Genomic DNA, 24,359 nt, shown 5'->3' with positions numbered 1-24,359 from the left:
TCAGCAGCCATTTGATGCTGCGCAATAGCCCATGGAGATCAGTCGATGACCGTTCGCTTTAATCCTGCTTCGGGCTGGCCGCAAAATGGCCGGGCCTTCAATCATGGAATTGTCGCGCCGGAAGGCCGCACGCTGTACATAACGGGCCAGGTTGCCTGGGATGGCTACGGCCTTCTCGTCGGCAAGGGTGAGTGCGAGGCTCAAATCCGGCAGTGTTTCGATAACGTGGAGAGCATTCTTGCGTCCGTCGGCGGGCGCCTGGAAGACATCGTGTCTCTAACGATCTTCTTTCTGAACCCGGCAGATCTTCCGGCCATCCAAAAAGTTCGTGCCGAACGCTTCACGTCGGAAAACGCGCCCGCCAGTATTCTGATTCAAACGCCCGGACTGGTGAGTCCGGAGTTGTTGGTTGAGTTGGTGCCAATCGCCGTTATTCCGCACGCGAGATACCGTGATCCGGCAGTTTAACCGGATCTCAGGTACTTCACGGCGGCATCCCGCTCGAAAAGATAAAGTAAAACTCTGAGCGCCTGACCGCGTTCTGAGTCGAGATCGGGGTCCTTGTTCAGGATCAGTTGCGCGTCGTCCCGCGCGACCGCGAGCAGATCGCCATGTACCTGCAGGTCAGCCAGCCGGAATTCCGGGAAGCCGCTTTGACGGGTACCCAGCAGCTCGCCGGCACCGCGCAGACGCAGATCTTCTTCGGCGATACGAAAGCCATCATCGGTCTCTCGCATGATGTTCAATCGCGCCCTGGAGATCTCGCCTAGCGGACCCTGATACAGCAGCAGACAGCTCGATTTCTGCGAGCCCCGGCCGATCCGGCCGCGAAGTTGATGAAGTTGTGCCAATCCGAAACGTTCCGCGTGCTCGATCACCATGATTGAGGCTTCGGGCACATCGACACCAACCTCGATGACGGTGGTGGCAACCAGCAGCGAGGTATCGCCCGCGACGAAGGCCGCCATCGCGGCATCCTTCTCCTTGGCTTTCATCTTGCCGTGCACCAGGCCGACACGCTCGCCGAAGTGCATCTGAAGTTCCCTGTAGCGGTCCTCCGCAGCAGCAAGGTCACTGAGCTCAGACTCCTCAACCAGCGGGCAAACCCAGTAGACCCGCGTCCCGCTGCGGAGCGCCCGGCCGATTCCATCGACCACTTCGGGCAGACGGTCCGTGGGGAGGGTACGGGTGTCGATCGGCTGCCGGCCGGCGGGCTTCTCGGTGATTTTGGAAACGTCCATATCGCCATAGGCGGTCAGCATCAGGGTGCGCGGTATCGGGGTCGCGGTCATCACCAGCATGTCGACACCCCGGCCTTTTTCAGCGAGGGTGAGGCGCTGGTGCACACCGAAACGATGTTGCTCGTCGATGACTGCTAGCGCTAGGTCGTTGAAGGCCACATCCTGTTGAAACAAGGCATGGGTGCCAATGACAATGGCCGATTCTCCGGAGGCGATCCGCGCCAGCACCGCGGCGCGGCCCTTGCCCTTATCCCGGCCGGTCAGAAGCTCGACCGCGACCCCGGCGGCCCGGGCGAGGGGTTCGATCGTCTTATGATGCTGGCGGGCCAGGATCTCGGTCGGCGCCATGATGGCCGCCTGGGCTCCGGATTCGACCGCGGCCATCATGGCCAGCAGGGCGACCACGGTCTTTCCGCTGCCCACATCGCCCTGGACCAGGCGGAGCATGCGCGAGTCACTCGCCATATCGCCGTCGATCTCGCTTAAAACCAGGTGCTGGGAATTGGTCAGGGCAAAGGGCAGGGCGTCCAGGACCCGCGCGCGCAGGCTTGAATCCCCCGTGATCCGGCGCCCCTTGTGCCGGGTCTGGTTGCGGCGGATCAGGGCCAGCGCCAGCTGATTGGCCAGGAGTTCGTCGTAGGCCAGTCGGCTGCGGACCGGGGTTGTCGCTTCGAGATCCTGCGCTTCCTGAGGCCGATGGACATCACGAAGGGCCTCATACCAGCCGGGCCAACCGCGCTGGCGTTGCAGGGCGGGATCCAGCCACTCGGGAAAGTCTGCCGTATGGGCCAGGGCCGTTTCAACCGCCTTGGTGACCGCTTTCGCCACGACCTTTTGGGGCAAGCCGGCAGTCAGGGGATACACCGGTTGCACGGTCTGAATGTCGGCGCGCTCACTCTCCGGCACGATATGATCCGGGTGTGACATCTGCAAACCGCCACCGAAGACCTCGAGCTTACCGCTGACCACCCGGATCTCACCCTCCGGCAGTATTTTTTCCAGATAGTCGGCACGGGCATGGAAGAACACCAGCTGCAACTCACCGGAGTCGTCGCCGACCACAACCCGGTAGGGACGGCCACGTGCCGGTGCCGGATGATGCCGCAGAACGCGCGCCGAGATTGTGGCGATGCGGCCCGGTTGCGCTTCCGCAATACGCGGACTATAGCGCCGGTCAATCAACCCATTGGGCAGATGCCAGCAAAGATCGAGGACATGCGCGCCCACCAGACGCTCAAAAAGCGCAGCGAAACGTGGACCGATGCCGGAAATACTGGTAATCGGAGCAAAGAGGGGAAATAGAATCTCGGGTCGCAACTGTCTACAAGCCTGAAAAGGGTGCGAGACTCTGAGACTGCACCTATCGCGGAATCGGAGCTATCATATAATCGTTATCGTATAGGATTATTCGGCCGGGTCACGAATAGCCTGATAATGACGAGACAATTTGCACCAAGGCAATTCGCGACCGGGATCGCCGTCCAAGACATTCGGGCGGTTTGAGACATTTGGTGAGCTATGCAAGATCTTCGTTGGGATCGTTTGACGGTTCTGATTGTCGACGACAATCGCTTTATTCGGGAGCTGCTGACATCGGTTCTGAAAACGCTGGGCGTCGGGAAAGTCGTTGCCGATATCGACGGCGCGGCGGCCATCGAACGCCTGAAGATGAGCCTTGAAGATCCGATCGGTGCCGGCATCGGCACCGTCGATCTGATTATCTCCGACTGCGTGATGCCTCAGGTAGATGGACGGCTGTTCCTGCGCTGGATCCGGACCGGCCCGAATGTTCCCGACCGCTTCGTGCCCTTTATCATGGTTTCAGGCGCTGCCGACCGCGAAGTGGTGGAAGCTGCGCGGGATGGCGGTGTCACCGAATTCCTTGCCAAGCCCTTTGCTTCGAAAACCATTGCCGAGCGCCTTCTGATGCTGGTGAATTCGCCGCGCCATTTTGTTCTGGCGGAAGGCTATTTTGGGCCGGACCGGCGGCGTGCCCAAATGCCGGTCGCGGAGGATCGCCGGGTTACGAAGAAGGAACAGATCCAATTTATCCGGGGGCCATCGTCCGAGCGGACCCTGCGTGACGACGTGCGCGCCATCCATTTCAATCTGGATGACCGCCTGCGCGACAAGCTTGGCCCCAACGCCCGCAACATACCGGTCGCTTTTGACCCGGCGTTGATTCAGGCCGCCGAGCGGCGGATTCAGAAACTGGTCGGCGACTACGGCGACTGGATGGAACGCTACGTAACAGCCATCAGCACGGCCCAGGAGGCCCTGATCAGCGGTAAGGGCGACCAGGACCAGAATCTGGCCAAGATCAACGAGGTGGCGCACGAGCTTCGCGGACAGGGCGGCATCTTCGACTACCCACTGGTGACGGACGTTGGCAAATCGCTCTACAAGGTCACCAAGCCCACAGGCCAGCCGCCGACGCAGGACCGGATCAAGCTGATCGGGGCGCACATCGATACCATCCGCACGGTTTTCAAGAATAAGATCGTGGGACACGGCGGCGACGTCGGTACGGCGTTGCTTCAGGAAATCGAGGCCGCGGTGAAGCGTTACAAGTAGCGGGATCAGGCCTGTGCTCAAATCACTGCTTGAATGCAGCCTGACGAGCGTACAGTTCTCACCTCACACCCGCTAAGTCCAGCGACCAACCCACGTGTAACGATCGGTGAAGCCATGAGTGACGACTTAACCAAACGCCGTAAGCAACTGAAATTCAGAAGCTGGCATCGGGGAACCAAGGAAACCGATCTGCTGCTCGGGAACTTCGCCGAACAGCATCTGGACGCTATGGATAGCGCTCAACTCGATCGCTACGAAGTTATCCTGGATCAACCCGATCCTGTGCTCTATCAGTGGTTCACCGGTGAGTCGCAGCCGCCCGAAGACCTGCTGAGCGACGTCACCGAACTTCTCCTGAACTTTCGTTACACACCTGAAAAGCCTTGAAGTTTTTAAAGTCTCTTCTTGATTCCGCCGATCAAAACCCTCCGCTCCGTCATCAGATCGCGAATGCCCCGGAGGGTGTCGATGCCCTGACCGTTGCGCAGCTTTGTGCGTCCAATCCCGGTGGAACCATCATATTTGTGGCACGCGACGACACCCGTATGGCCAAAATGGAGTCCGTGCTCGGCTTTTTCGCGCCCGACGCCGAAATCCGCAGTTTTCCGGCCTGGGATTGCCTGCCGTACGACCGGGTCAGTCCGCACCGGGATATCCTGGCGCGGCGGGTCGATGTTCTGACCGATATCGTGACCGCTGGCGAGAACCCGGAGAGCGCGACAGGGCCGGCACGTGTCATCGCGACCACGGTTAATGCCCTGATGCAGCGAGTCCCGCCGCGTGCGACCTTCACCGGCCGGCTCAAGGAGATCGCAGCGGGAACCAGGATCGAGACCGCCGATCTTCAGTCATTTCTTGCCTCCAATGGCTACATCCGGACGGAGACGGTCGGCGAGGCCGGAGAGTTCGCTATCCGCGGCGGGATCGTCGACATCTTCCCACCAGGCGCCGAACAGCCGGTTCGCCTCGACTTTTTCGGCGACGAAATCGAGAGCATTCGCCGGTTTGACCCTCTCACGCAGTTGACCACCGGGCGCCTGGAGCGCGCCAGCCTGAAGCCGGTGGGGGAAATCACCCTGACACCCGACGCGGTGGAGCGCTTCCGTTCCGGCTACCGGGAGAGCTTCGGTGCCGTGTCGCGTGACGATCCGTTGTACGAATCCATTTCCGATGGCCGGATTCACCCCGGCATGGAGCATTGGCTGCCGCTCTTTCACGCCGAGCTCGAGACCCTGCTCGATTACCTGCCCGATCCCATCGTCCTGCTGGATCATCAGGCGACGGAAGCACGGGATGCGCGCTGGGAAGCCATCGACGATTTCTATGGTGCCAGAAAAACCATGGCATCGGTCCGCGATGCCGGAGGCGCACCCTATAAACCGCTGCCGCCCACGCAGCTCTATCTGAGCGCGGATGAGTGGGACAAGAACCTGGCGCGGGTCAGGGGCGGCCACTTTACGCCCTTTGCATTGCCTGAAGACCTGCCCGGTATCGTCGATGCAGAGGCCAGGGCGGGAGAGAATTTTTCTGAAGCTCGGGCTCAGGACGACGTCAATGTCTTCGATGCCGTCCGTAAGTTTATCGTCCAGGAGCAGTCGCAGAACCGGCGGGTGATCGTGGCGGCCTTCAGCGACGGCGCCCGCGACCGCCTCGGGAACCTGCTGCGTGAGCACGGGCAGGGCGGACTGACCCCTGCCGAGACCTGGTCCGGCGCTCTCGCTCTGGACGCTGCATCAGTTGCGCTGATTACCCTGGAGATCGATCACGGCTTCGCCACGCCCGAATTCACCCTGGTCACCGAGCAGGACATTTTGGGCGAGCGTATCGGGCGCCAGCAGAAGAAACGGCGGCGGTCTGAAAACTTCCTGACCGAGGTTTCGACCCTGCAGGCGCAGGATCTGGTGGTTCACGTCGATCACGGGATCGGCCGCTACGAAGGGCTAGAGACCATTGAGGTCGGCGGTGCGCCGCATGATTGCCTGAAGGTGATCTATCACGGTGGCGACAAGCTCTTCGTGCCTGTGGAAAACATCGAGGTGCTGTCGCGCTTCGGTTCGGAAGACAGCTCGGTCGAGCTGGACCGCCTCGGCGGCGGCGGCTGGCAATCCCGTAAGGCCCGGGTCAAACAGCGCATAAAGGCGATCGCCGACGAACTGATCAAGATCGCCGCGGCTCGTGCCCTTAGAACTGCTGACTCCCTGGTGCCGCCGGAAGGCATCTACGACGAGTTCGCCGCCCGTTTCCCGTTTCCTGAAACCGAAGATCAGTTGCGGGCGATCGAAGATATCCTGGATGATCTGGGATCGGGCAAACCCATGGACCGGCTCGTGTGCGGTGATGTGGGCTTCGGCAAGACGGAAGTCGCCCTGCGCGCGGCCTTTATCGCTGTGATGGCCGGCAAACAGGTGGCCGTCGTGGTGCCGACAACGCTCCTGGCCCGACAGCACTACAAGACCTTCGCAGACCGCTTCAACGGCCTGCCTGTACGCGTGGTACAGCTTTCCCGGCTGGTGACCGCCAAGGACGCCAGCGACGCCCGGGCGGGCCTGGAGAAGGGCACCGTCGAGATCGTGGTCGGCACCCATGCGCTTCTGGGCAAAAGCGTACGCTTCCGCGACCTCGGTCTCTTGATCGTCGACGAGGAGCAGCATTTCGGCGTGAAGCAGAAGGAACGTCTGAAACAGATCCGCGAGGACGTGCACGTCCTGACCCTGACCGCGACCCCGATTCCGCGCACCCTTCAGCTGGCCATGTCTGGCGTGAAGGAAATGAGCCTGATCGCGACGCCGCCGGTCGACCGCCTGGCCGTCCGCACCTTCGTTCTCCCCTATGACCCGGTCATTGTGCGCGAGGCGATCCTGCGCGAGCACTACCGCGGCGGCCAGACCTTCTACGTCTGTCCCCGCCTGGCCGACATCGCCGAGCTGAAGGAACGCCTGGCGAAACTGGTGCCCGAAGTGAAGGTGGCGGTGGCGCATGGTCAGCTTGCTCCAAGCGAGCTGGAGGCAGTCATGACCGCCTTCTACGACCATCAGTACGATGTGCTGCTTTCCACCAACATCATCGAATCCGGCCTGGATATACCGAGCGCTAACACCATGATCGTCCATCGGGCCGACATGTTCGGGTTGGCCCAGCTTTATCAGATCCGCGGTCGCATCGGGCGCTCCAAGACCCGTGGCTACGCCTATCTCACCCTGCCGCCAGGCCGCCTGCTGAGCACAGCCGCGGAGAAGCGCCTGAATGTCATGCAGACCCTTGATAGCCTTGGGGCGGGCTTCACCCTTGCCAGCCACGACATGGATATTCGCGGTGCCGGAAACTTGCTGGGCGAGGAACAGTCCGGCCACATCCGCGAGGTCGGGATCGAGCTTTACCAGCAGATGCTCGAGGAGGCGGTCGCGGTGGCCAAAAGCGGGGGCCGGGCGGACGAGGAGCAGGAAGCCAAAGGCTGGACGCCGCAGATCAATGTTGGCACTTCGGTCCTGATTCCAGAGCGTTACGTCACCGACCTCAACGTGCGTCTCGGCCTCTACCGCCGCCTGTCGGAGCTGGTCACCCGAACGGAAATCGAGGGTTTTGCCGCCGAACTCATCGACCGCTTCGGCGATTTGCCGGAAGAGGTCGAGAACCTGCTGGATATCATGGCCATCAAACAGCTCTGCCGGGATGCCGGCGTGATCAAGGTCGACGCCGGCCCCAAGGGCGCCGTGGTCGCCTTCCACAACGATCAGTTCGCCAATCCGGCCAAGCTGATCGGCTATATCCAGTCCCAGGCTGGGATCGTCAACCTGCGCCCGGACCATAAGCTGGTCTACAAACGCGCCTGGACCGACGCCAAGGCGCGGGTTAAGGGCGTGCGCATGATGCTGACCAGTCTGGTGAAGGCCGCGCGCGCATAGCTCTCTTTAACCTCTTATCACGCTTTACTTTTCTGCTGTCGATGCAGGTAAAAGTTCATCTGACGCGCCATGAGCGTCGCCGTAACTGCGCCCATAGCCCAACGACCAATCGGTCGTCGCGTTTTCCGTCAGCGCGATCATGATGTCGTCACCCTGAAAACCCGCCGCCATTGCGCCCGCCGCGATATGCCGGAAGAGGTCTGCGCGCTGCGCATTCGTCCGGCCCTCCAGGAAGAGAATGTCCACGACCGACGCCTCTGTCGTGCGCTTGACGTCGGGGAAGGACGGGTCGAGGTCCATCCGTTCCGGGGGAAAGACGGAAATCAGGTGAAAGCGGTCCTTCACCGGCACGGCGCAGGTCGCCACCAGTCCGTCGTGCACGGCATCCGCCAGAGCGCGGGTTTTAGCAGCGGAGAGCGCAGCGGGGACAGAAAATCGAACGAGAGGCATAGCTGTTTCCCTTTTGACGAATTTTAACGACAAGACCATCTTTCTATTCCAGACTATTTTGATGAAAAATCGTCATTTTACGTTTTTGTCTTGCTGAATTGTCTTGAATGAAGCAATCACTCACTCCTGAAATCGCAACCTTCCTTCGGGTGGTGGAGCTTGGGAGCTTCGCCGCAGTTGCGGAGGAAACCGGATTCACAGCCTCCGGGGTGTCCCGGGTCGTGTCCCGTCTTGAGGACCGGCTCCGCGTAAAGCTCTTGCAGCGTTCAACGCGCAGCCTGGTCCTCACCCCGGAAGGAGAGGCCTTTCTCGGCTATGCACGGGATATGCTCGCACTCGCAGAGGCGGCAGAGGCCGAGGTTTCCAGCACGCTTGGCCGGCCGCGCGGAGAGCTTCGGATAAACTCCGGGACAGCATTCGCCAACCATAAGCTCTCGCCGCTGCTGCCTCGGTTGCTGGAGCGATATCCCGAAATCGCGCTCGACGTCTCGGTGAGTGACCAACGTATCGATCCGATCGCAGCGCAGAACGATGTCACCATCCGGGTCGGCCCCTTGAACGACAGCGACCTCATTGCGGTCAGGATCGGCACTGTAAGGCGAGTTATCGCCGCCAGTCCCGATTACCTCGCAAAGCATGGGAAACCCGAAACGGCACAAGAACTCACGCAGCATAACTGCTTGCTCCTGAGGGGCTTTTCCCGACAGGCGGTCTGGCCGATGTATCAGGACGCCCGAAGGATCGATCTGGCGGTTTCAGGCAGCGTGAGGTCGGACAGCGCCGAAAGCCTGTTGCGCATGGCGATCGCCGGCGCCGGGATCATCCGCCTGGGCGACTTTCTGGGTGCGGACGCTCTTGCCGATGGCCGGCTTGTCTCCTTGCTCGAAGGTCATCACGACCCCGACCCGCAACCCATCACGGCACTGGTCGCGCCCGGCAGGCAAAAGATCCCACGGGTCAGGGCCTTCATCGATTTTCTGAGGGCTGAACTCTAACCCGCCACCGTTCAGGTCACGGGTTGCGCCTCTTCCCGTGCCAAATCGAAGAGCTGATAGAAGACCTCCGGCGATTGCGCTCCGGGCAGGGCGTGGCGGCCGTTGAAGATGAAGCAGGGGACGCCGTTGATCCCGACCGCGCGCGCCTCGGCATCTTCGGCGCGGATGGCTTCGGCATCTTCGCCGGAGGCCAGATAGGCACGGACGGTTTCCTCGTCCAGGCCGCTGGCACTAGCCACGGAAGCCAGAACCCCGTGATCGCCGATGTTTTGACCGTCGATGAAGTAGGCCTGGAACAGGGCCTCAACTACCGCGTCCTGGCAGTCATGGCGCTCGGCGTAGCGGATCAGGCGGTGCGAATCGACCGTGTTCGGGGTGTGGCTGATGCCGTCGAAATTGAAATCGATGTTCTCACTCGCGCCGGCCTCGCGGATACGGTCGTAGACGCTGCGCGCATTTTCCGGACCGCCGAACTTGGTTTCCAGATAGAGCGTCCGGTCCATGCCGCCGGTTGGCATATCGGGATTGAGCTGAAAGGCCCGCCAGCGGATCTTCAGGCCGGGTTGCGGCCGCTCCGCCAAGGCGCGCTCCAGACGGCGCTTGCCGATCAAACACCAGGGGCAGATCGTGTCCGAAAAGATGTCCAGTTCCATGGTGTTAGATCCTTGAGCTTACAGATTGGCTGTTGAATTCGGCCGACCGCCGAGGATTCTGCAGTTTCGCATTCGCGACGCGGGAGGGCCATTCACATTCTCGATGGTTCCAGGCCACCCCGCATTCACGCCGGCATGGCTTGGATAAACTTGACCTTTCCACCCCGAGCATTCAAGCATAGGCCTCTAATCGCGGCCCGGAAGCTCATGAATCTTCACGGGTTGTATAAAAACAAGCGATGTCAGGGTTGGAAGCGTCATGTCGGGTTCGGCAGGATCTTTGGGAGAGACGAGGGCAGGCGCCAAGACGCAAACTGCTCAGGGCTGCATTTTCGAACAGGGCCTGACGGCGAATCCGGCCAACTATGAGCCATTATCCCCGATCAGCTTCCTGAAGCGCGCCGCGCAGGTTTATCCCGAGAAGGTTGCCGTCATTCATGGCGAACAACGGGTCAATTACCGGGATTTTTACCGGCGATCCTGTCGACTTGCCTCATCTTTGTCACAGCGGGGTATCGGTCCCGGCGACACGGTCGCGATCATGGCACCGAACGTGCCGGCCATGCTGGAAGCACACTATGGTATTCCGATGTCGGGCGCAGTGCTCAATGCGCTGAACGTCCGCCTGGACGCGGCGACGATCGCGTTCATGCTCAAACACGGGGAAGCGAAAGCCCTGATCACCGACCGGGAGTTCTCGCCGGTGATCTCGGAAGCTCTTGCGGACTTAGAGGACGAGATCCTGGTCATCGACATCGACGATCCGCTGGCGGAGTCCGGCGAGCTGATCGGCGAAGTGACCTACGAGGCCCTGCTGGCAGAGGGCGATCCTGAGTTTAGCGCCCGGCAGCCCCAAGACGAATGGCAGGCGATTTCGCTGCTCTATACTTCGGGCACGACCGGTAACCCCAAGGGCGTCGTTTATCACCACCGGGGCGCTTACCTGAACGCCATGGGGAACCTGGTGACCTTCGGTCTCTCGCACAAAAGCGTCTACCTCTGGACGCTGCCCATGTTTCACTGCAACGGCTGGACCTTTACCTGGGCGGTGACCGCGGCCTGCGGCACCCATGTCTGCCTGCGCAAGGTTGATCCGGCCCTGATTTTTCCGATGATCCGCGAACATCGCGTGACTCAGATGTGTGGCGCGCCGATCGTGCTCAACATGCTTTCCAATGCGCCTGAGGACGTCAAAGTCGCTTTCGATCACGAGGTTGAGATCGCAACCGGCGGGGCCGCGCCGCCAAGTGCTGTGATCGAAGCCATGGAGAAGGACGGTTTCCGGGTTCTTCACCTCTACGGCCTGACGGAAACCTATGGTCCCGCCACCCTTTGCGCCTGGCAGGAGTCCTGGGACGGCTTGGACCTGCAGGGCCGGGCGGCCAAGATGGCCCGCCAGGGTGTGAGCCTGGTGACCCTGGAAGACATCATGATCGCCGACCCCGAGACGATGGAAGAATGCGCCTGGGATGGAGAGGCGATGGGCGAGCTGATGCTGCGGGGCAATACGGTGATGAAGGGCTACCTGAAAAACCCCGAGGCCAGCGATGCGGCCCTCTCCGGCGGCTGGTTCCACAGCGGCGATCTGGCGGTCCGGCACCCAGACGGTTACATCGAGATCAAGGACCGGGCCAAGGACGTGATCATTTCGGGCGGCGAGAATATCTCCAGCCTGGAGATCGAGGACACGCTCTACCGGCATCCAAAGGTCCTGGAAGCCGCGGTGGTGGCCAAGAGCGATGCGACCTGGGGTGAAACGCCCTGCGCCTTCGTGACCCTGAAAGACGGCGAAGCTGCCGACGAAGCCGAGATCATCGCCTTCTGCCGGGAAAACATGGCAGGCTTCAAGCTGCCGAAAACCGTGATCTTCGGCCCCTTGCCGAAAACCTCGACCGGTAAGATTCAAAAATTCCTCCTCAGACAGCGGACCGGGGACGCAGACGCATGAATTCTCTCTTCAATCTCGAAGGCCAGGTCGCACTGGTCACCGGCGCTTCCAGCGGCCTGGGCCGCCATTTCGCGCAAACCCTTGCCACCGCGGGGGCCAAGGTCGCTATCGCGGCCCGGCGAACCGAATCCCTCAGCGATCTGGCGCGCAAGATCAGCGCGGAGGACGGCCGGGCAATCCCGATCCGGCTCGACGTTACGGATCCGAACTCCATCAGCGCCTGTATCGACACGGCCGAGACCGAGTTGGGCCCGATCACGATCCTGGTCAACAACGCCGGCATCGCCATCTCGAAACCGGCCCTGGAGCTGGAGCGCGAAGAGTGGGACCGGGTGATCGACACCAACCTGAACGGCGTCTGGCATATGGCGCAGCAGGTTGCCCAGCATATGGTGCGCCTGGGTCATGGCGGCTCCATCATCAATGTCGCGTCGGTGCTGGGAGAACGGGCGACCGGCCAGCTGGCGGGCTACTGCGCCACCAAGGCAGCGGTCGTGAACCTGACCCGCGCCCTCTCGATCGAGCTGGCCCGCTACAACATCCGGGTCAATGCCCTGGCGCCGGGCTACATCGAGACCGACATCAATCGGGACTTTCTCACCGGCCCGATGGGCGAGAAGCTGAAGAAAAAGATCCCGCAGCGCGGCTTCGGTCAGGAGCGCGATCTCGACGGCGCTCTCCTGTTGATGGCCTCCGACGCATCGCGTTACATGACCGGCAGTGTCATCACGATCGATGGCGGGCAGTCCGCCGCCGTATAGAACCGCCAGTTCGAGAAGCCAATTGAAGACCTTAAATGCTAAACCGTATGAACCCGAAGGCCTAACCCATGGATTTTGCTCTCAGTTCCGAAACCGCCGCACTCTGTGACCGCATCCGACACTTCGTCGCCGCGGAGGTCCTGCCGCTGGAGGAGGATCCCGCCAACTACGATGCGCACGAAAATATCTGCCTGGATGTCCTGGAGAGGGTTCGGAGCAAAGCCAAGGCGGAAGGGCTCTGGTCGCTGCAGATGCCCAAGGAGCGGGGCGGCGGCGGACTGAACACGGTCGCTATGGCTGCCTGTTACGAAGAGATGGCCCGCTCGATCTTCGGACCCGTGGTGTTCAACTCCGCCGCACCCGATGACGGAAATATGTTTGTTTTGAACCGGGTCGCGACCGAAGCTCAGAAAGAACGCTGGCTGCAACCGATCATCGACGGGAAAGTCCGTTCAGCCTTCGCCATGACCGAACCCGCGCCCGGATCCGGATCGGACCCTTCCGCCATGCTGACCCGCGCAGAGCGCCGGAACGACCGCTGGATCGTCAATGGGCATAAGTGGTTCATCACCGGCGCCGGGGAAGCCAAGCACTTTATCCTGCTGGCAAAAACCTCGGACGATCCGCGCAAGGGCCTGACCGCTTTCCTGGTCGCCCATGACCAGCCCGGATTCCGGGTCGGACGCCGGATTCCGATCATGGGTCCCGAGGAGCACGGCGGACACTGCGAGGTTCACCTCGAGAACCTGGAAATTCCCGACGAAGACCGGCTGATGGAGGTCGGCGATGGCCTGAAGCTGACCCAGATCCGCCTGGGCACGGCGCGTCTGACCCACTGCATGCGCTGGCTGGGCATGGCGAAACGCGCCGTGGAAATTGCCGCCCCCTACGTCCGCGAGCGTAAGAGCTTCGGCGCCACGCTGGCCGAGCATGAGGGTGTGCAATGGATGCTCGGCGAGGTCGCCATGGAGATCGAAATCGGCCGCTTGCTGACCATGAAGGCCGCTGCCACACTCGATTCGGGCGATTTTGCGCGCAAAGAGGTCTCAATGGCCAAAGTGGCGGTCTCCGAAACCCTGCATAAAGCCATCGACACGGCGATCCAGCTTTGCGGCGCCCGGGGCTATTCCAAGGATACCCGGCTGGAATGGATGTACCGCTATGCCCGGCAGGCCCGTCTGGTGGACGGCGCATCCGAAGTCCATAAGATGGTTCTGGCCCGCAACTATATGAAAGAAGGCTCGGGTTTTTGGTCCTGGCATTAGAAGAAGCATCCCAAAAGGTCAGAGCTGACAGCCGACGTACGGATCCGGCCTCCGGCCTGAGAGACTTCATCGCGCAAAATCTCGGACGCGACGATGTCCGCCTCCTGTCCTGCACACGCCTGGAGGGCGGCGCCGTTCAGGAAAACTGGCGGATCGTCGTCAGTCTTGGCGAGAGCACTGGCTCAAAGGACAACACCGCTGCGCAAACCGAGCATTACGTGCTCCGGACCTCGGCGAAAACCTGCCTGCCGGACAGCCGCCCGAAAGCCGAGGAATTCGCACTTCTACGGACGGCCTGGAATGCCGGCGTCCTGGTCCCGGAACCGCTGTGGCTCTGCACGACGCCGGAGGTCATTGGGGCGGATTTCTTTCTCTGCCGCGACGTTCCCGGCACGGCTCTAGGCCATCAGGTCATGGAACTCAATCAGCCTGAGCGAGGCAATCCGTCGCTTGTGGAACAGCTCGGCCAGCAGCTCGCAAAAATACACTCGATCAAGGCTTTACCGGCTGACCTTTCGTTTCTGGAACCGTCTGGCGAGAGCCCCGCGGAGAACGCCGTGCGTCACTGGCGGCAGGAGTTGGCTGAACTCGTCGAAACCCGCACAGCTCTGGAGTGGGGTTTACAGTGGTGCGCGGACCATCTGCCTGCGCCACCCGAGGAGCCTTGTCTCCTGCACGGCGACTTTCGCACCGGCAATTATATGGTCGATCCGGAAGCGGCACCTTCGGGGCGCTTGCAGGCAATCCTCGATTGGGAGTTCGCACAGTGGGGCGATCCCATGAGCGATATCGGCTGGTTCTGCGCGGCCTGCTGGCGCTTTGACCGGCCTGATCTGGAGGCCGGCGGTGTCGGCACGCGTTCGGCGTTCTACCGGGCCTACGAGCAGGCCTCAGGGCGGCAGGTCAATTCTGAAAGCGTCCGATTCTGGGAGGTTCTGGCCCACGTCCGCTGGGCCGTCATCGCCTGCCAACAGGGGCAGCGGTTTTTCGAAGGTGGGGAAAGCAGTCTCGACCTGGGCCTCACGGGACGCTTGCGGCCGGCCCAGATAGAGCGGCATCTCCTGGAGATGATTGCCCCGGAGGTCCCGTCAAAAAGGAGAGACTCCGTGGCAGATATCACACCCAAAGCTGCGCAGGCTCAATCAACACGCGCGCCGGAGGACTTGGTTAAAGCGCTGGAAACTGAAGCGACTGCGCGTCTTCTCGCCAGCGCGGTCACGCTGTTCCGGGATGAAATCATACCCTCACTTACTCCCGAACAGTCAGAAAACGGCCGTATGATCCGTGACGCTCTGGAGTGCGTCCTTGGCGATTTGCAACCGAGGTCGGAGTCGACCTGGCAGACAGACACCGACTCCGACGGCCTGCCGGTTTCATTTGGGCTAACGGATAACGAAACGGCACCGCAGTTGGAGTTGCTTGAAGCAATCTCGCGCGCACTCGAGATGGAAAAGAGGTAACAGGAATACAGCAGGCGGAAGACCGTCAGAATACATCTTGCGGTCGTATCTGCAGGCTTACCACCTGAGATCGTTGCGCGTGGTCAGAAACGCGCTGTCCATGCGACTTTTGAAGCGCGAAGAATTTGGATAAACATCTGATGAAACAAAGTAATAAAAGAAGATGATGTCGTCGAACCAAGTTCATTACAGTTTTCGAAAAGCATCTACTTTTTCGCGCAATAGTTAGTCAAGACTATCTAAAGACATCTATTGTAGACTGTTCCGATGAGTGTCCTGCCAGACCATAGCTTGCCGATAAGCTCGCCGGATCAGATCGACGATCAGATTTTGCGTGAGCTCTATGGCTATTGGTCCGGTTTGCGCGTTGCGGGAAAGCGCGTGTCCCGCAGCGATATCGATCCGATCGATATACCGCACCTGCTGCCGTATATCATTCTCGCCGAGTGCTACGATGCGGGACAGCGGATCAAGTTTCGCCTGACCGGATCGGACATCGCATTTGTTCAGGGCTCGGATCTGACCGGGCGTTACCTGCACGAACGCGGTCCCAGAACGCCCTACTTGGAGCACCTCAGCGAACTTTACCGGATCGGCGCGATCAGCGAGGACGGCGTATACAGCGCCTTCTGCTATGGCTACACCGAGGAAGAAGGGCCAAAGAAGGTCAATCGTATTTTTCTGCCCCTCGATGGGCAGGGTGAGGGGCCACCGATGCTTCTGGTCGGACAGGTGAGGGACAAGACGGTGCCGACCGCACGTCCGATCTGGCTGACCGAACCAAACCACATCGAACCAATCGCTCTATTCACGATAGAACCACCAATGCACCAGCAGGCCACCAGGCAGGCCTGAGAGGCATTTTGCGTCTCGCGGAGTGACGGTTCGATTCGACATCGTGGATGCCGGCGGAGAAATCAGCGCGTCAAAGACCGCTCAGGCCTTCTCGCTCTCCGCGGAAACGGGCAGGTCGGGTTTGCGCGGACTGAAGGGCTGTACCAGCTGTCCGGCAAAGCTCTCGGGCATATGATCCTTGATGCCGATCACCGCTGGCGGCCGCCGATCGGCGTCGAAATAGGTTCCGAAAAGCTGATCCCACAGCATGAGATTCTCGCCGTAATTCTTGTTGCCCTCGCGCAGGTCCATCGAATGATGCCAGCGGTGCAGGCCCGGCGTATTGAAGATGTAGTTCAGCACACCAAAGCGCATTTGAATATTGCAGTGGGTCAGAATGCCGATGAAGGCGGTAATTCCGCTGACCCAGATGAAGACTTCCTTGGGCGCGCCGGCCAGGAACAGCAGAGGCTGGCTCAGGACGATGCTGATGGCGGTGTCGACAAAGTGGAAGCGGCCCGTGTTGAAGAACCAGAGCCGCTTGACACTGTGATGCACCGCGTGAAAGCGCCAGAGATAGGGAATTTCATGCGACAGGCGGTGCGCCCAGTAGAGGCCGAACTCAGCCACGATGAGGCCCAGAGCGATCTGTAGGGCGAGAGGCCAGTCGGTGGGCCAGATGCCGCCGCCCTCAGGTGCCAGAGCCTCGGCAGCGCCCATGGTCGTCGCAGTCACGACCAGGATCTGCACCAGGCCCTTGTTCAGCAGCGTGTGCGAAAGGTCAGGCAGCATCTGCCCGTCATTGCGCAGCCAGCTGGCTTCGTGCGGCATGGCCCGCTCCAGCAGGAACAGCGTTACCGCGAGCCCCAGATATACGAAATTGAAGGTCAGAACTCCATGCCCGTTCTGCATGCCAAACTGTGTTAATCCAATGCAGACGGCGAGCAGCAGCGGCCACAAAAGGTAAGAAAAAACAACACGAATCATATGTTTTCCGGAGTCCCCCTCAAGAATCGCGACATGGTAAACAAAGCCTTTGTAATTGCAAAAGCTTTCCATTCTCTTGCCGGTAGCGAAATCGTGAGGGGATGGCGGGATAGGTTCTAAACGCCGGACCAGGCTTTCCGGCGCAGGATCAAGCTCAAAAAGCCGGATACCAGGACGCAGTATATAAAATAGCCCAGGGTCAGGCTTTCAAAGGCGATACCGGCGTCGAACAGCAAACCCATAAAAGGCGGAGAAAGGGCGGTTGAAAAGACCATGAGCGAGGTGACGAAAGAACGGATTGCGCCAAGATGCCGCACGCCGTAGAGCTCTGCCCATAGCGCCCCGAAGAGCGCGGCACCCGCGCCCGCCGTGGCTCCGGTCGCCAGCATGTAGAGCTGAGCGCTGAGCGAAGCATCCGAAAAAGAGAGGAGCAGCATGGCTGTGCCCATGGGCAGTAGAAAGACCGGCAGCAGACGGCGCGCGCCGAAACGGTCGATCGCCTGTCCGGCCGAGAGACCGGTCAGGCTCTGGCTGATGGCGAAGATCACGAAGGCGGAGGCCAGGAGCTCCAGGCTCCAGCCTTTGACATCCGCCAGATGACGCTGATGAAAGAACATCCCGGTCGTGATGAAAGAGGGCGCCAGGATGGCAGGCAGAATGAGATAAAAACGGCTGTCGCGCAGCACCTCACCTAGAGAAGCCTCCCGGCCGGAAGACTTGCGTGCCGCTCGCTTACTGCTGGATCCGGGATTGTCGGGCTCGGTCACGTTCCGATGGGGCGCGGAGCGCAGCAGCAGCATTGCGATCGGAAAGATCAGAATCACGATGGCGGCCGTGAAGAATTCCCAGGATACCCGCCAACCGTAGGCCCCCAGCACGGCGACCGCCATGAAGGGCAGGGCGGCCTCACCGAGCGGATAGCCCAGGGTTGCAAGACTGACCGCCTTGCCCCGGGCTTTTTCGAAGTAACGGGCCATGCAGACCATGGCAATGTGGCCGAGTAGCCCCTGACCGAAGAGACGCAACCCGAAGATCGCCAGGCCGAGCAGCAGAAGCGACGTGGCATTTGCCAGGATAAAACTGGCGCCCGCCAGTCCCAAGACCACAAGTCCGGTGAAAAGCCGCAGATCCAGACGGTCGATCGCGCGCCCGGCCCAGATCAGGAAGACTCCGCTGCTCAGGGTCGCCAGCGAATAAACACCACCGAATTCGCCGTGGCTCAGTCCAAAGTCATTTCGCAATTCATTTCCGAACAAGGAGATGAAAAAGGTTTGTCCGAAACTCGAAGAAAAGGTCAGGAAGAGCCCAAAGCCCAAAAAGCGCGGATTGGCGAGTATGAACGAGAGATAGCTCATAGAAGCAGGGGTTCCGGAAGCAGGGACGAGCGGGCAGGCACGTGCGATCGAGACGAGACAGGGATGAGACCGCTGCCGGCAAGCGGCGACCGCCACGCTGGAGCTTCATGACACAGGCCCGCCGATAATCAAGGCTATAACGCGCGACTCCTGAGTAAGTGTAAGCGGCGGGAATTAACGTTTCTGCAAGGGGCAGGCTTTATAATGAGGCAGCTTAACGGTGTTTTAGACAAATCCCGACGGCCTCTTGCGATCGCAGGATGACAGGCCGTATCGAGACGAGGAGACGCAAGGTATGCTGTCCGCTTTGATGAACCAGGCTTCCGATCTCTTGCAGCAAACCAAGGATCGGCTCAATGCCAATGCTCTTGGTCTTCCGGCTTCCGCCGATTCCAGCGGCGGTGTCAAAAATCCCGCGGGCGCGGTTCCGGCTCTTGAAAAAAGCGATGCGGACGGCGGCGCGTTTAACCGTTTCGACCGCGATGCGACCACACTGCGTCTCTCGCCGCGGGCGCGGCTGCAGGCTTTCGGCGAAGAACAAAACGCGGCCGGCGCAAACCAGAACAACGCGCTCAACGGGTTGGGCAACCTGGGACAGGCGGTTGCCGGTGCCATCCAGGAATTGCGCAATCAGCTGGAGGAGGCTTTCACCGCCCTTGGCTTAAGCGCCAGTGAAGCGGCAAGTGCGGCAAATGCGGCCCGTGATGCAGTGACGGGCGCGACGCAGAGCGAGTCCTTTCAGCTCGAAATGAGCAAAATCACCGCGCAGGAAACCAGGGCGCAGCAGAGCGACGGCGACTTCTACTATGGCGCCTCTCTGGTTGCGGAACAGCTTGAGGTTTCCTACGACGCGGAATCGGGCGCTTTTACGGCCAGCGTCGTCAGAGTCTCTATCTCAATTGAAATCGGCACCGGTGATTTCGTGAATGACGTAGGTGCAGGCACCCTTCTGAACAACAGTGGCGGTCAGATCGATCTCGATCAGTTGTTGGGCGGGAACTTCTTCAACGGGCTTCAGCTTGAAGCCGGCGAAAAGGATAAGGCTCTGATCGCCGCGCAGGCGGACAACGACGGTCTCAGCGATGTCGGGAACGATCCGGATCAGGCCAAGGCTGATGAGGCCGGTGACGCTGCGGAGCCAAAGCCCCTGGTTCTGATTTCCGGGGACCAGGCAGCGAACACCGAGAGCAGCAGTGAGACCCTGAAGAGCTTCCGGCTTGATATTCTGCTGCGGGTTTCGGAACAGGCTGCTCCGGCTCAGCAACTCAGCGTCAATCAGCTTTTGGACACACCTGCGGCCCCTCCCGCCGCACGTCCGGACCCGATTGATATCGTCGTCTGACCGGCTCCCAGATTACATGATCAACCCGTCGGGCGCCCGGTAAGTGCCCGTATTCTCTCAATTTTCACGGACCTGGTTCCTTGTGTATCAAATGTTCATGTTTTGTTCTTGATTCGTGACTCGGCTTCCCCTATCTTGCTTTCAACAGGATGCAGAAAGGGGACGACAATGCTTCATATCCAAAAACAACCGAACAATCTCGACATGCTTCTCAGCAGTATCGCGGCGATTGGCAGTTTCTGCTTCTTCCTATTTGTTCTGACCTATGGCTGGGTCACGGCATTCGAGGTCATGGCCCGATAGGTCCGAGCTGAACGGCGCGAGACCCGGCCCGGTGTTCGGGTAAGCAGAACAGCTGCATATGAGCGGCGCGCGCAGGACCGCCAGACACTGCATCGTTCCGTCGAGGGGGGTTGGGTCATAGATCGCCTTCGGGCCGTCGATGGGGTGCGGTTGCTCGAGGAGGTGGTGGCCTCGAGACGATCGAAGGCTGAAGGTACGGACTTGCAGAACAAAGTCGCTGCCATCAACCCCATTGAAACGTCTCGAATGGCTGGAACACGTCCGCATATGACCCGCGGGGTGTTCCGGCTTTTCCGCTGTTAACGCGTGTTCCAAAGGCGCAATCGACCATCTTTGCTTCTCGCAGCCTGATCAGGCCAAAGTCTCCAAAAGTGTATATTGACAGCTTTTGACACAACCTGGCGGATAGGTGCCGAGGCCTTTGGACCTGCCTATGAAAAGGACGGAAAGGGGCCCATTCTCCGATCCGATCCTGCGGTTACATAGTTTAATTAAAACCGGAAACATGCAACTTCTGAGAAAAAAAGCGCTTGAGGAGAAGAGAGTTCACAGACGCCTGTCATACGGTATTTTTGGAACGATGAGTCTTGGAAAACTTGAATTAAACCTGCGGCTTAAGGCAAACAAAATACAACCAAAGACAGATGCCGCCAAAACTATACAACTAAGAAAATATCGAAGACTTGCACTAAAATTAAATGCTCTGTGGTGGTATCCTTTTATCCACTAGATCAGGATTATGAATTAAGAATTCAATTCTTGCTATGGTTGTTGCAATAAGAGGGCAACTATAGTGCTCTGGTTGATATAATTAGGAACTAGCAAGCGCTGATCAAACTTTCTATACTTCGCCTAGACAAACTGTCGGTAAGTCGGCGATGCATAACGAGAGTTTTCTGATCACCAATAATGGGAAACGCTGCCCGGTGATTGGCCACAGTGCCTTTTCGTCAAGCGGGAGCGGACGGGCCGTTTCCGATGCCGTTGATCACGCGGTGCGGGAGAAGGGCTGGATCGGCGTTGATTTCAGTGAGGCCCGGGAGGAGATTAAACTCACCTTCCGCGCCATGGACATGGCCGAGGAGGCGGTAACCGCAGCCTGCGCGCTGCTGCTGATTCCCAAACTCAAGTCCGTCGTGCTTAAATACGATTTCCACGGCTGGACCTTCGAGAAGCATCTCGACGGCTCCTCGGCGAGCCTGAGGGTCATGGAAATTGCACAATCGGCGGAACAACTGCGGCGCAGGTCGGAGTTTTTCGCAGCGGCGAAAGACCCGGAGATTTTGTTCCGTGAGAAGGGCGAAGAGGCCCGCCGTCTCAGCAATCTGCTCCGGACCTGGCGCGAGTCCGCCGGCGTCTTCAGTGCAAAGACAATCCCCTTGCTGAGAGAGTTCGGCCTTCTTTCCCGAACGCTTTTGATCGAGCCGTCTGATGGCAAGGGCAGCGGTAAGTTCACCTTCATCGGCGACGACTTCACGGTCTACGGCAAGTCCTGGCCACAAGAGGGGATTGGTCAACCGGTCGAGCATCAGTTCGACTCAGGCTATGGTATCTGGGTGGCCAAAGCGCTTGCCGTCATCCGGGAATCCGGGATGCCGCAGTATGAGCATGTGGACGCCCGTATCCGGCGCCCGAACGGTGAATACCGGCGCAGCCGCTACAAGTGCCTGCGCACGCTCTGGCGTGACAACAACAACCACCCGATCCTGATGACGAATTCCCTCATCAGCCAAAACGTCGACATCCCGCTGATGCCGGTGCAAAGCTCGGTGGTCTGACTGGCGCCCGGTCTTGAGGCGGGTTCGTCGTCTGTCTGGCGCAGACTGACCCCAAAAGAAACGACGCTTGACCGGGTGTGATCAAGCGTCGTTTTTGTTTGTCCCGGTGCAGATCCACACGGTGACTCTGGGGTGTTCGTGCCTCACCTCAACGGCGTGATTCCTGCAGCAGGCGCTCGGTTTCGGCCTTTTCCCGGCGAAGGGCCGCAACGTGACGCGCATCGTCGTCCTGATCTTGAGAGAGAGCGGAGACGGCGGTCTGGGTCATATCCTGTCCGGAGGCCTCTTCCACCACAGAGTCGAAGATCGAAGACGCGAAGCCCAGGACACCGCCGAACAGAGTTCCGCCGGCAATCTTGGCGGCGGGTTTGATCTCGTCTTCCGTCACGTCCCGGTAAATCGAAGCGACGACCGGAATGTGTTGCATCGGATTGACTACGTCGACAAGATCCCAAAACTCGCCTTCCACATGGCGCGTCTCATGATCGTCTTCATGCTCGCGTCCGAAACGATGACGGGGCACGCGAGGCAGGCTTTTTACCTTAGCGGCATCGGAAGGGCGGGCGGCCGCGACGGCCTTTTCCGGGCGCTCGACGCCGAAGCGGTTTGCACCCAGTGCCAGTTTCGACTTAGGCGCCGAAGGGCTCTCCACTACAACGGCAGGGTTTGCAGCAGGGTTCGCGGCAAGCTCGGCGCCGGATTTGGCGGCCGATTTTACGGCGGCATCAGCGGCCGGGTCGAGATCCAGGGTCAAGGCCGATGCGGAAGTCTCGGCGGTCAGGACTTCGGCAAGGCTGGTGGGCACCAGGGTCTTGGCGGGAATTGCCCGGATCCGCTCTTTGGGTTGCAGGCTCTGAGCCCCGATCGGGTCCTGAGGCAGGGCGGCCATTTGGAGGGGCTGCGGCGCCACCGTTGCGGCTGCCAGAGGCTCAGAAGCAACGATCTCCGCTTTCAGGCCGGCGGCGAGAATCTTCGGGCCGGCAGCGACGGCCGCATCTGTTACAGGTGCTTTGGGCGCGGGCAGCGGCGCCGCGGTCACGCGAATGGAGTTAAGGGCAGGGTGAAGAACGGCGAGGCCTTCGCGTGAATTTTCGGGGGAAGCTTCAATGACTGGCTGCACGTCAATCTGAGCCGACGAATTTTGAGCCGACGAATTCTGGGCGATCGTCCCGGGCTGGTTGTGGGCAGGAGCCACGATCGGGAAGTATGCGAGAGAGCTCTTTTCGGTCTTAAGGCCTGTGGGCTCTGAACCTGATGCCTCTGAACCGGCGGTCGGCGACTTTCCTGTGCCGGCGGGCCTCACTTCGCCGGCCGGGAGCGGATCGATGGCTTCGGACTGAGCGATCAGGAGGCGTTTTTCCTGTTCTCTTTCTGCTGTGGTGGCGACCTGCGGAATAGACCGGGTTTGCGCGACAGACGGGGGCGTCCGGCGGGCCTGGATCGTGACAGGAAACTCATTCGGACCGATGACATCGGCGCCGGTGAGGCCTGCTTCTGACGGGGAATGACGGGCGGTCACGGCGAACTGGCGCGTGGACGTCTGCGCAGCGACAGACTTCGTTTCGGGCAGGTAGGGATCTTTTTGAGGCGGCGTATTCGGGGCATAGGCAAGGGGCTCGTGGCCCAGCCGGCCGGCCGGGGCACCCGGATCCTGGCGCTGTTGCGGCGTCGAGCGGGGCGCGACCGCGGGGCCGCCACCGCCATTCGGCGTGTTTCCGGGGGTCGAAGCGGGTGACGGCACCACTTCGAACTGCGGGCCAATCGCAGGCGTGGTGACCGAATTATCGAGACGGCGGGAAAGCGTCAGGTTCTTCATCAAAGCGCGGTTGTTGGGCGCCAACTCGAGACCAATCCGGTAGTGTTCCTGCGCCGCGACGTGATCGCCAAGATTATCCAGAACCACACCCAACGCGTTATAGAGCCGGTGATCCCTGGCATTCAGTTCGCGCGCGACTTCGAATTGCTCGGTGGCCAATTCATACTGATTGCGGGCCAGGAAGACCTTGCCCAGTCCATAATGCGCCTCGACATTTTCGGGATCCAGGTCGATGGCCATGCCGTAGGCACGGCCGGCCTGAGCCAGTGCACCCTGTTGCTGAAGCATGTCACCCAGGATCAGGAGGGGCAGCGGATTATCCGGGTCGTCGATATGGGCCTTCTCGCAGAGTCCAATCGCAATGCGCGTGTCGTTCGACTTGGCGAGTTTTTCACAGATCGACAAGATCTGCGCCGATCCAACCTGTTGTTCGCGATCGGACGTGACGGGCACGCTCGCGCAGGCGCCGAGGAACAGCAGAGCCGTACCCGTCAGGATTGTTTTCGCGGCGGTCTTGATCGGGAATTCTGAGCCCATCATAAGTGCCTCTACCAGCCTCTAAGCTAATGAAAATCGAAGGCAATTATGAACCTGCTTCATTAATGCGCGATTACTGTCTCGCTTTTTAGGCTTATATCCCCGGGAAGGTAATTTTACTAAAATCGCGTGCGAATTCGAGAGGCCTGCAGCCGTTC

19 protein-coding genes are annotated in these 24,359 nt (G+C 60.2%); 13 read left to right on the top strand and 6 right to left on the bottom strand.

Annotated features, from left to right (window positions below; genetic code table 11):
• The first annotated feature begins 45 nt into the window (after positions 1-45).
• Complete coding sequence (locus FKG95_RS16445) at positions 46-468, top strand: RidA family protein (RefSeq protein ID WP_142897470.1); 423 nt, start codon at positions 46-48, stop codon at positions 466-468.
• Here FKG95_RS16445 and recG read toward each other — a convergent pair.
• Entirely contained in the window at positions 465-2,558 is a 2,094-nt protein-coding gene (gene recG, locus FKG95_RS16440; protein WP_142897469.1) for an ATP-dependent DNA helicase RecG, read from the bottom strand. The two genes, FKG95_RS16445 and recG, sit on opposite strands and share 4 nt — an antisense overlap.
• A 201-nt stretch (positions 2,559-2,759) precedes the next feature.
• Between recG and FKG95_RS16435 the strand changes: the two genes are divergently transcribed.
• The 3 genes from FKG95_RS16435 to mfd all read left to right on the top strand — a co-directional run bounded on the left by FKG95_RS16435 (position 2,760) and on the right by mfd (position 7,717).
• The gene (locus FKG95_RS16435) at positions 2,760-3,815 is read left to right on the top strand and encodes a response regulator (protein ID WP_142897468.1); all 1,056 of its coding nucleotides are present in this window, start codon (positions 2,760-2,762) and stop codon (positions 3,813-3,815) included.
• A 114-nt stretch (positions 3,816-3,929) separates the two neighbouring features.
• The gene (locus FKG95_RS16430) at positions 3,930-4,202 is read left to right on the top strand and encodes an FAD assembly factor SdhE (protein ID WP_142897467.1); all 273 of its coding nucleotides are present in this window, start codon (positions 3,930-3,932) and stop codon (positions 4,200-4,202) included.
• Positions 4,199-7,717 carry a transcription-repair coupling factor gene (gene mfd / locus FKG95_RS16425; RefSeq protein ID WP_425456761.1) on the top strand — a complete coding sequence of 1,173 codons (3,519 nt, stop codon included), beginning with the start codon at positions 4,199-4,201 and terminating at the stop codon, positions 7,715-7,717. Before FKG95_RS16430 ends, mfd begins: the two co-directional genes overlap by 4 nt.
• A 24-nt stretch (positions 7,718-7,741) precedes the next feature.
• On the opposite strand, the gene FKG95_RS16420 is transcribed toward mfd, so the two are convergent.
• Positions 7,742-8,167 (bottom strand): tautomerase family protein, encoded by a 426-nt coding sequence (locus FKG95_RS16420; RefSeq protein WP_179954126.1) that lies wholly within the window; start codon positions 8,165-8,167, stop codon positions 7,742-7,744.
• A gap of 107 nt (positions 8,168-8,274) precedes the next feature.
• On the opposite strand from FKG95_RS16420, the gene FKG95_RS16415 reads away from it, so the two are divergent.
• On the top strand, positions 8,275-9,162 hold the full coding sequence (locus FKG95_RS16415; protein WP_142897465.1) for a LysR family transcriptional regulator: 888 nt from the start codon (positions 8,275-8,277) through the stop codon (positions 9,160-9,162).
• Between the two features lie 11 nt (positions 9,163-9,173).
• Here FKG95_RS16415 and FKG95_RS16410 read toward each other — a convergent pair whose 3' ends face one another.
• Positions 9,174-9,815 (bottom strand): DsbA family oxidoreductase, encoded by a 642-nt coding sequence (locus tag FKG95_RS16410; protein WP_142897464.1) that lies wholly within the window; start codon positions 9,813-9,815, stop codon positions 9,174-9,176.
• A 259-nt stretch (positions 9,816-10,074) separates the two neighbouring features.
• Here FKG95_RS16410 and FKG95_RS16405 point away from each other — a divergent pair, with 259 nt between their 5' ends.
• From FKG95_RS16405 to FKG95_RS16385, 5 genes are all read left to right on the top strand, one after another.
• Positions 10,075-11,763 (top strand): acyl-CoA synthetase, encoded by a 1,689-nt coding sequence (locus tag FKG95_RS16405; RefSeq protein WP_142897463.1) that lies wholly within the window; start codon positions 10,075-10,077, stop codon positions 11,761-11,763.
• Positions 11,760-12,524 (top strand): SDR family NAD(P)-dependent oxidoreductase, encoded by a 765-nt coding sequence (locus FKG95_RS16400; protein WP_142897462.1) that lies wholly within the window; start codon positions 11,760-11,762, stop codon positions 12,522-12,524. The genes FKG95_RS16405 and FKG95_RS16400 overlap by 4 nt, the downstream gene beginning before the upstream one ends.
• A gap of 68 nt (positions 12,525-12,592) precedes the next feature.
• Positions 12,593-13,789 (top strand): acyl-CoA dehydrogenase family protein, encoded by a 1,197-nt coding sequence (locus FKG95_RS16395; RefSeq protein WP_142897461.1) that lies wholly within the window; start codon positions 12,593-12,595, stop codon positions 13,787-13,789.
• Positions 13,774-15,249, top strand: coding sequence for a phosphotransferase family protein (locus FKG95_RS16390; RefSeq protein WP_142897460.1), 1,476 nt, complete (start codon positions 13,774-13,776; stop codon positions 15,247-15,249). The genes FKG95_RS16395 and FKG95_RS16390 overlap by 16 nt, the downstream gene beginning before the upstream one ends.
• A 267-nt stretch (positions 15,250-15,516) precedes the next feature.
• The gene (locus FKG95_RS16385) at positions 15,517-16,104 is read left to right on the top strand and encodes a PAS domain-containing protein (protein ID WP_142897459.1); all 588 of its coding nucleotides are present in this window, start codon (positions 15,517-15,519) and stop codon (positions 16,102-16,104) included.
• A gap of 81 nt (positions 16,105-16,185) precedes the next feature.
• Here the strand turns inward: FKG95_RS16385 and FKG95_RS16380 are convergent, their stop codons facing one another.
• Together FKG95_RS16380 and FKG95_RS16375 are read right to left on the bottom strand one after the other, a co-directional pair.
• Positions 16,186-16,995, bottom strand: coding sequence for a sterol desaturase family protein (locus tag FKG95_RS16380; protein ID WP_218940225.1), 810 nt, complete (start codon positions 16,993-16,995; stop codon positions 16,186-16,188).
• Between the two features lie 191 nt (positions 16,996-17,186).
• Positions 17,187-18,425: an MFS transporter gene (locus FKG95_RS16375; protein ID WP_142897457.1), complete on the bottom strand. Its 1,239-nt coding sequence runs from the start codon at positions 18,423-18,425 to the stop codon at positions 17,187-17,189.
• Positions 18,426-18,720: 295 nt separating this feature from the next.
• Between FKG95_RS16375 and FKG95_RS16370 the strand changes: the two genes are divergently transcribed.
• The 3 genes from FKG95_RS16370 (at position 18,721) to FKG95_RS16365 (ending at position 21,848) form a co-directional block, all read left to right on the top strand.
• Entirely contained in the window at positions 18,721-19,767 is a 1,047-nt protein-coding gene (locus tag FKG95_RS16370) for a hypothetical protein (protein WP_142897456.1), read from the top strand.
• Between the two features lie 168 nt (positions 19,768-19,935).
• Positions 19,936-20,070, top strand: coding sequence for a hypothetical protein (locus FKG95_RS30350; RefSeq protein ID WP_281281470.1), 135 nt, complete (start codon positions 19,936-19,938; stop codon positions 20,068-20,070).
• A gap of 878 nt (positions 20,071-20,948) precedes the next feature.
• The gene (locus FKG95_RS16365; RefSeq protein WP_142897455.1) at positions 20,949-21,848 is read left to right on the top strand and encodes a hypothetical protein; all 900 of its coding nucleotides are present in this window, start codon (positions 20,949-20,951) and stop codon (positions 21,846-21,848) included.
• A 148-nt stretch (positions 21,849-21,996) separates the two neighbouring features.
• Here FKG95_RS16365 and FKG95_RS16360 read toward each other — a convergent pair whose 3' ends face one another.
• Positions 21,997-24,204 (bottom strand): tetratricopeptide repeat protein, encoded by a 2,208-nt coding sequence (locus FKG95_RS16360; RefSeq protein WP_142897454.1) that lies wholly within the window; start codon positions 24,202-24,204, stop codon positions 21,997-21,999.
• Between the last annotated feature and the right edge of the window lie 155 nt (positions 24,205-24,359).

This window comes from Denitrobaculum tricleocarpae, from assembly GCF_007004665.1.
Taxonomy (GTDB): Bacteria; Pseudomonadota; Alphaproteobacteria; order Kiloniellales; family Kiloniellaceae; genus Denitrobaculum; species Denitrobaculum tricleocarpae.
This window is presented reverse-complemented; position numbering and strand designations above follow the sequence as displayed.

Coding starts and splice junctions, on each gene's coding strand:
- FKG95_RS16445 (WP_142897470.1), top strand. CDS start 46: ATGACCGTTCGCTTTAATCCTGCTTCGGGCTGGCCGCAAAATGGCCGG.
- FKG95_RS16435 (WP_142897468.1), top strand. CDS start 2,760: ATGCAAGATCTTCGTTGGGATCGTTTGACGGTTCTGATTGTCGACGAC.
- FKG95_RS16430 (WP_142897467.1), top strand. CDS start 3,930: ATGAGTGACGACTTAACCAAACGCCGTAAGCAACTGAAATTCAGAAGC.
- FKG95_RS16420 (WP_179954126.1), bottom strand. CDS start 8,167: ATGCCTCTCGTTCGATTTTCTGTCCCCGCTGCGCTCTCCGCTGCTAAA.
- FKG95_RS16415 (WP_142897465.1), top strand. CDS start 8,275: ATGAAGCAATCACTCACTCCTGAAATCGCAACCTTCCTTCGGGTGGTG.
- FKG95_RS16410 (WP_142897464.1), bottom strand. CDS start 9,815: ATGGAACTGGACATCTTTTCGGACACGATCTGCCCCTGGTGTTTGATC.
- FKG95_RS16405 (WP_142897463.1), top strand. CDS start 10,075: ATGTCGGGTTCGGCAGGATCTTTGGGAGAGACGAGGGCAGGCGCCAAG.
- FKG95_RS16400 (WP_142897462.1), top strand. CDS start 11,760: ATGAATTCTCTCTTCAATCTCGAAGGCCAGGTCGCACTGGTCACCGGC.
- FKG95_RS16395 (WP_142897461.1), top strand. CDS start 12,593: ATGGATTTTGCTCTCAGTTCCGAAACCGCCGCACTCTGTGACCGCATC.
- FKG95_RS16385 (WP_142897459.1), top strand. CDS start 15,517: ATGAGTGTCCTGCCAGACCATAGCTTGCCGATAAGCTCGCCGGATCAG.
- FKG95_RS16380 (WP_218940225.1), bottom strand. CDS start 16,995: ATGCAGAACGGGCATGGAGTTCTGACCTTCAATTTCGTATATCTGGGG.
- FKG95_RS16375 (WP_142897457.1), bottom strand. CDS start 18,425: ATGAGCTATCTCTCGTTCATACTCGCCAATCCGCGCTTTTTGGGCTTT.
- FKG95_RS16370 (WP_142897456.1), top strand. CDS start 18,721: ATGCTGTCCGCTTTGATGAACCAGGCTTCCGATCTCTTGCAGCAAACC.
- FKG95_RS30350 (WP_281281470.1), top strand. CDS start 19,936: ATGCTTCATATCCAAAAACAACCGAACAATCTCGACATGCTTCTCAGC.
- FKG95_RS16365 (WP_142897455.1), top strand. CDS start 20,949: ATGCATAACGAGAGTTTTCTGATCACCAATAATGGGAAACGCTGCCCG.
- FKG95_RS16360 (WP_142897454.1), bottom strand. CDS start 24,204: ATGATGGGCTCAGAATTCCCGATCAAGACCGCCGCGAAAACAATCCTG.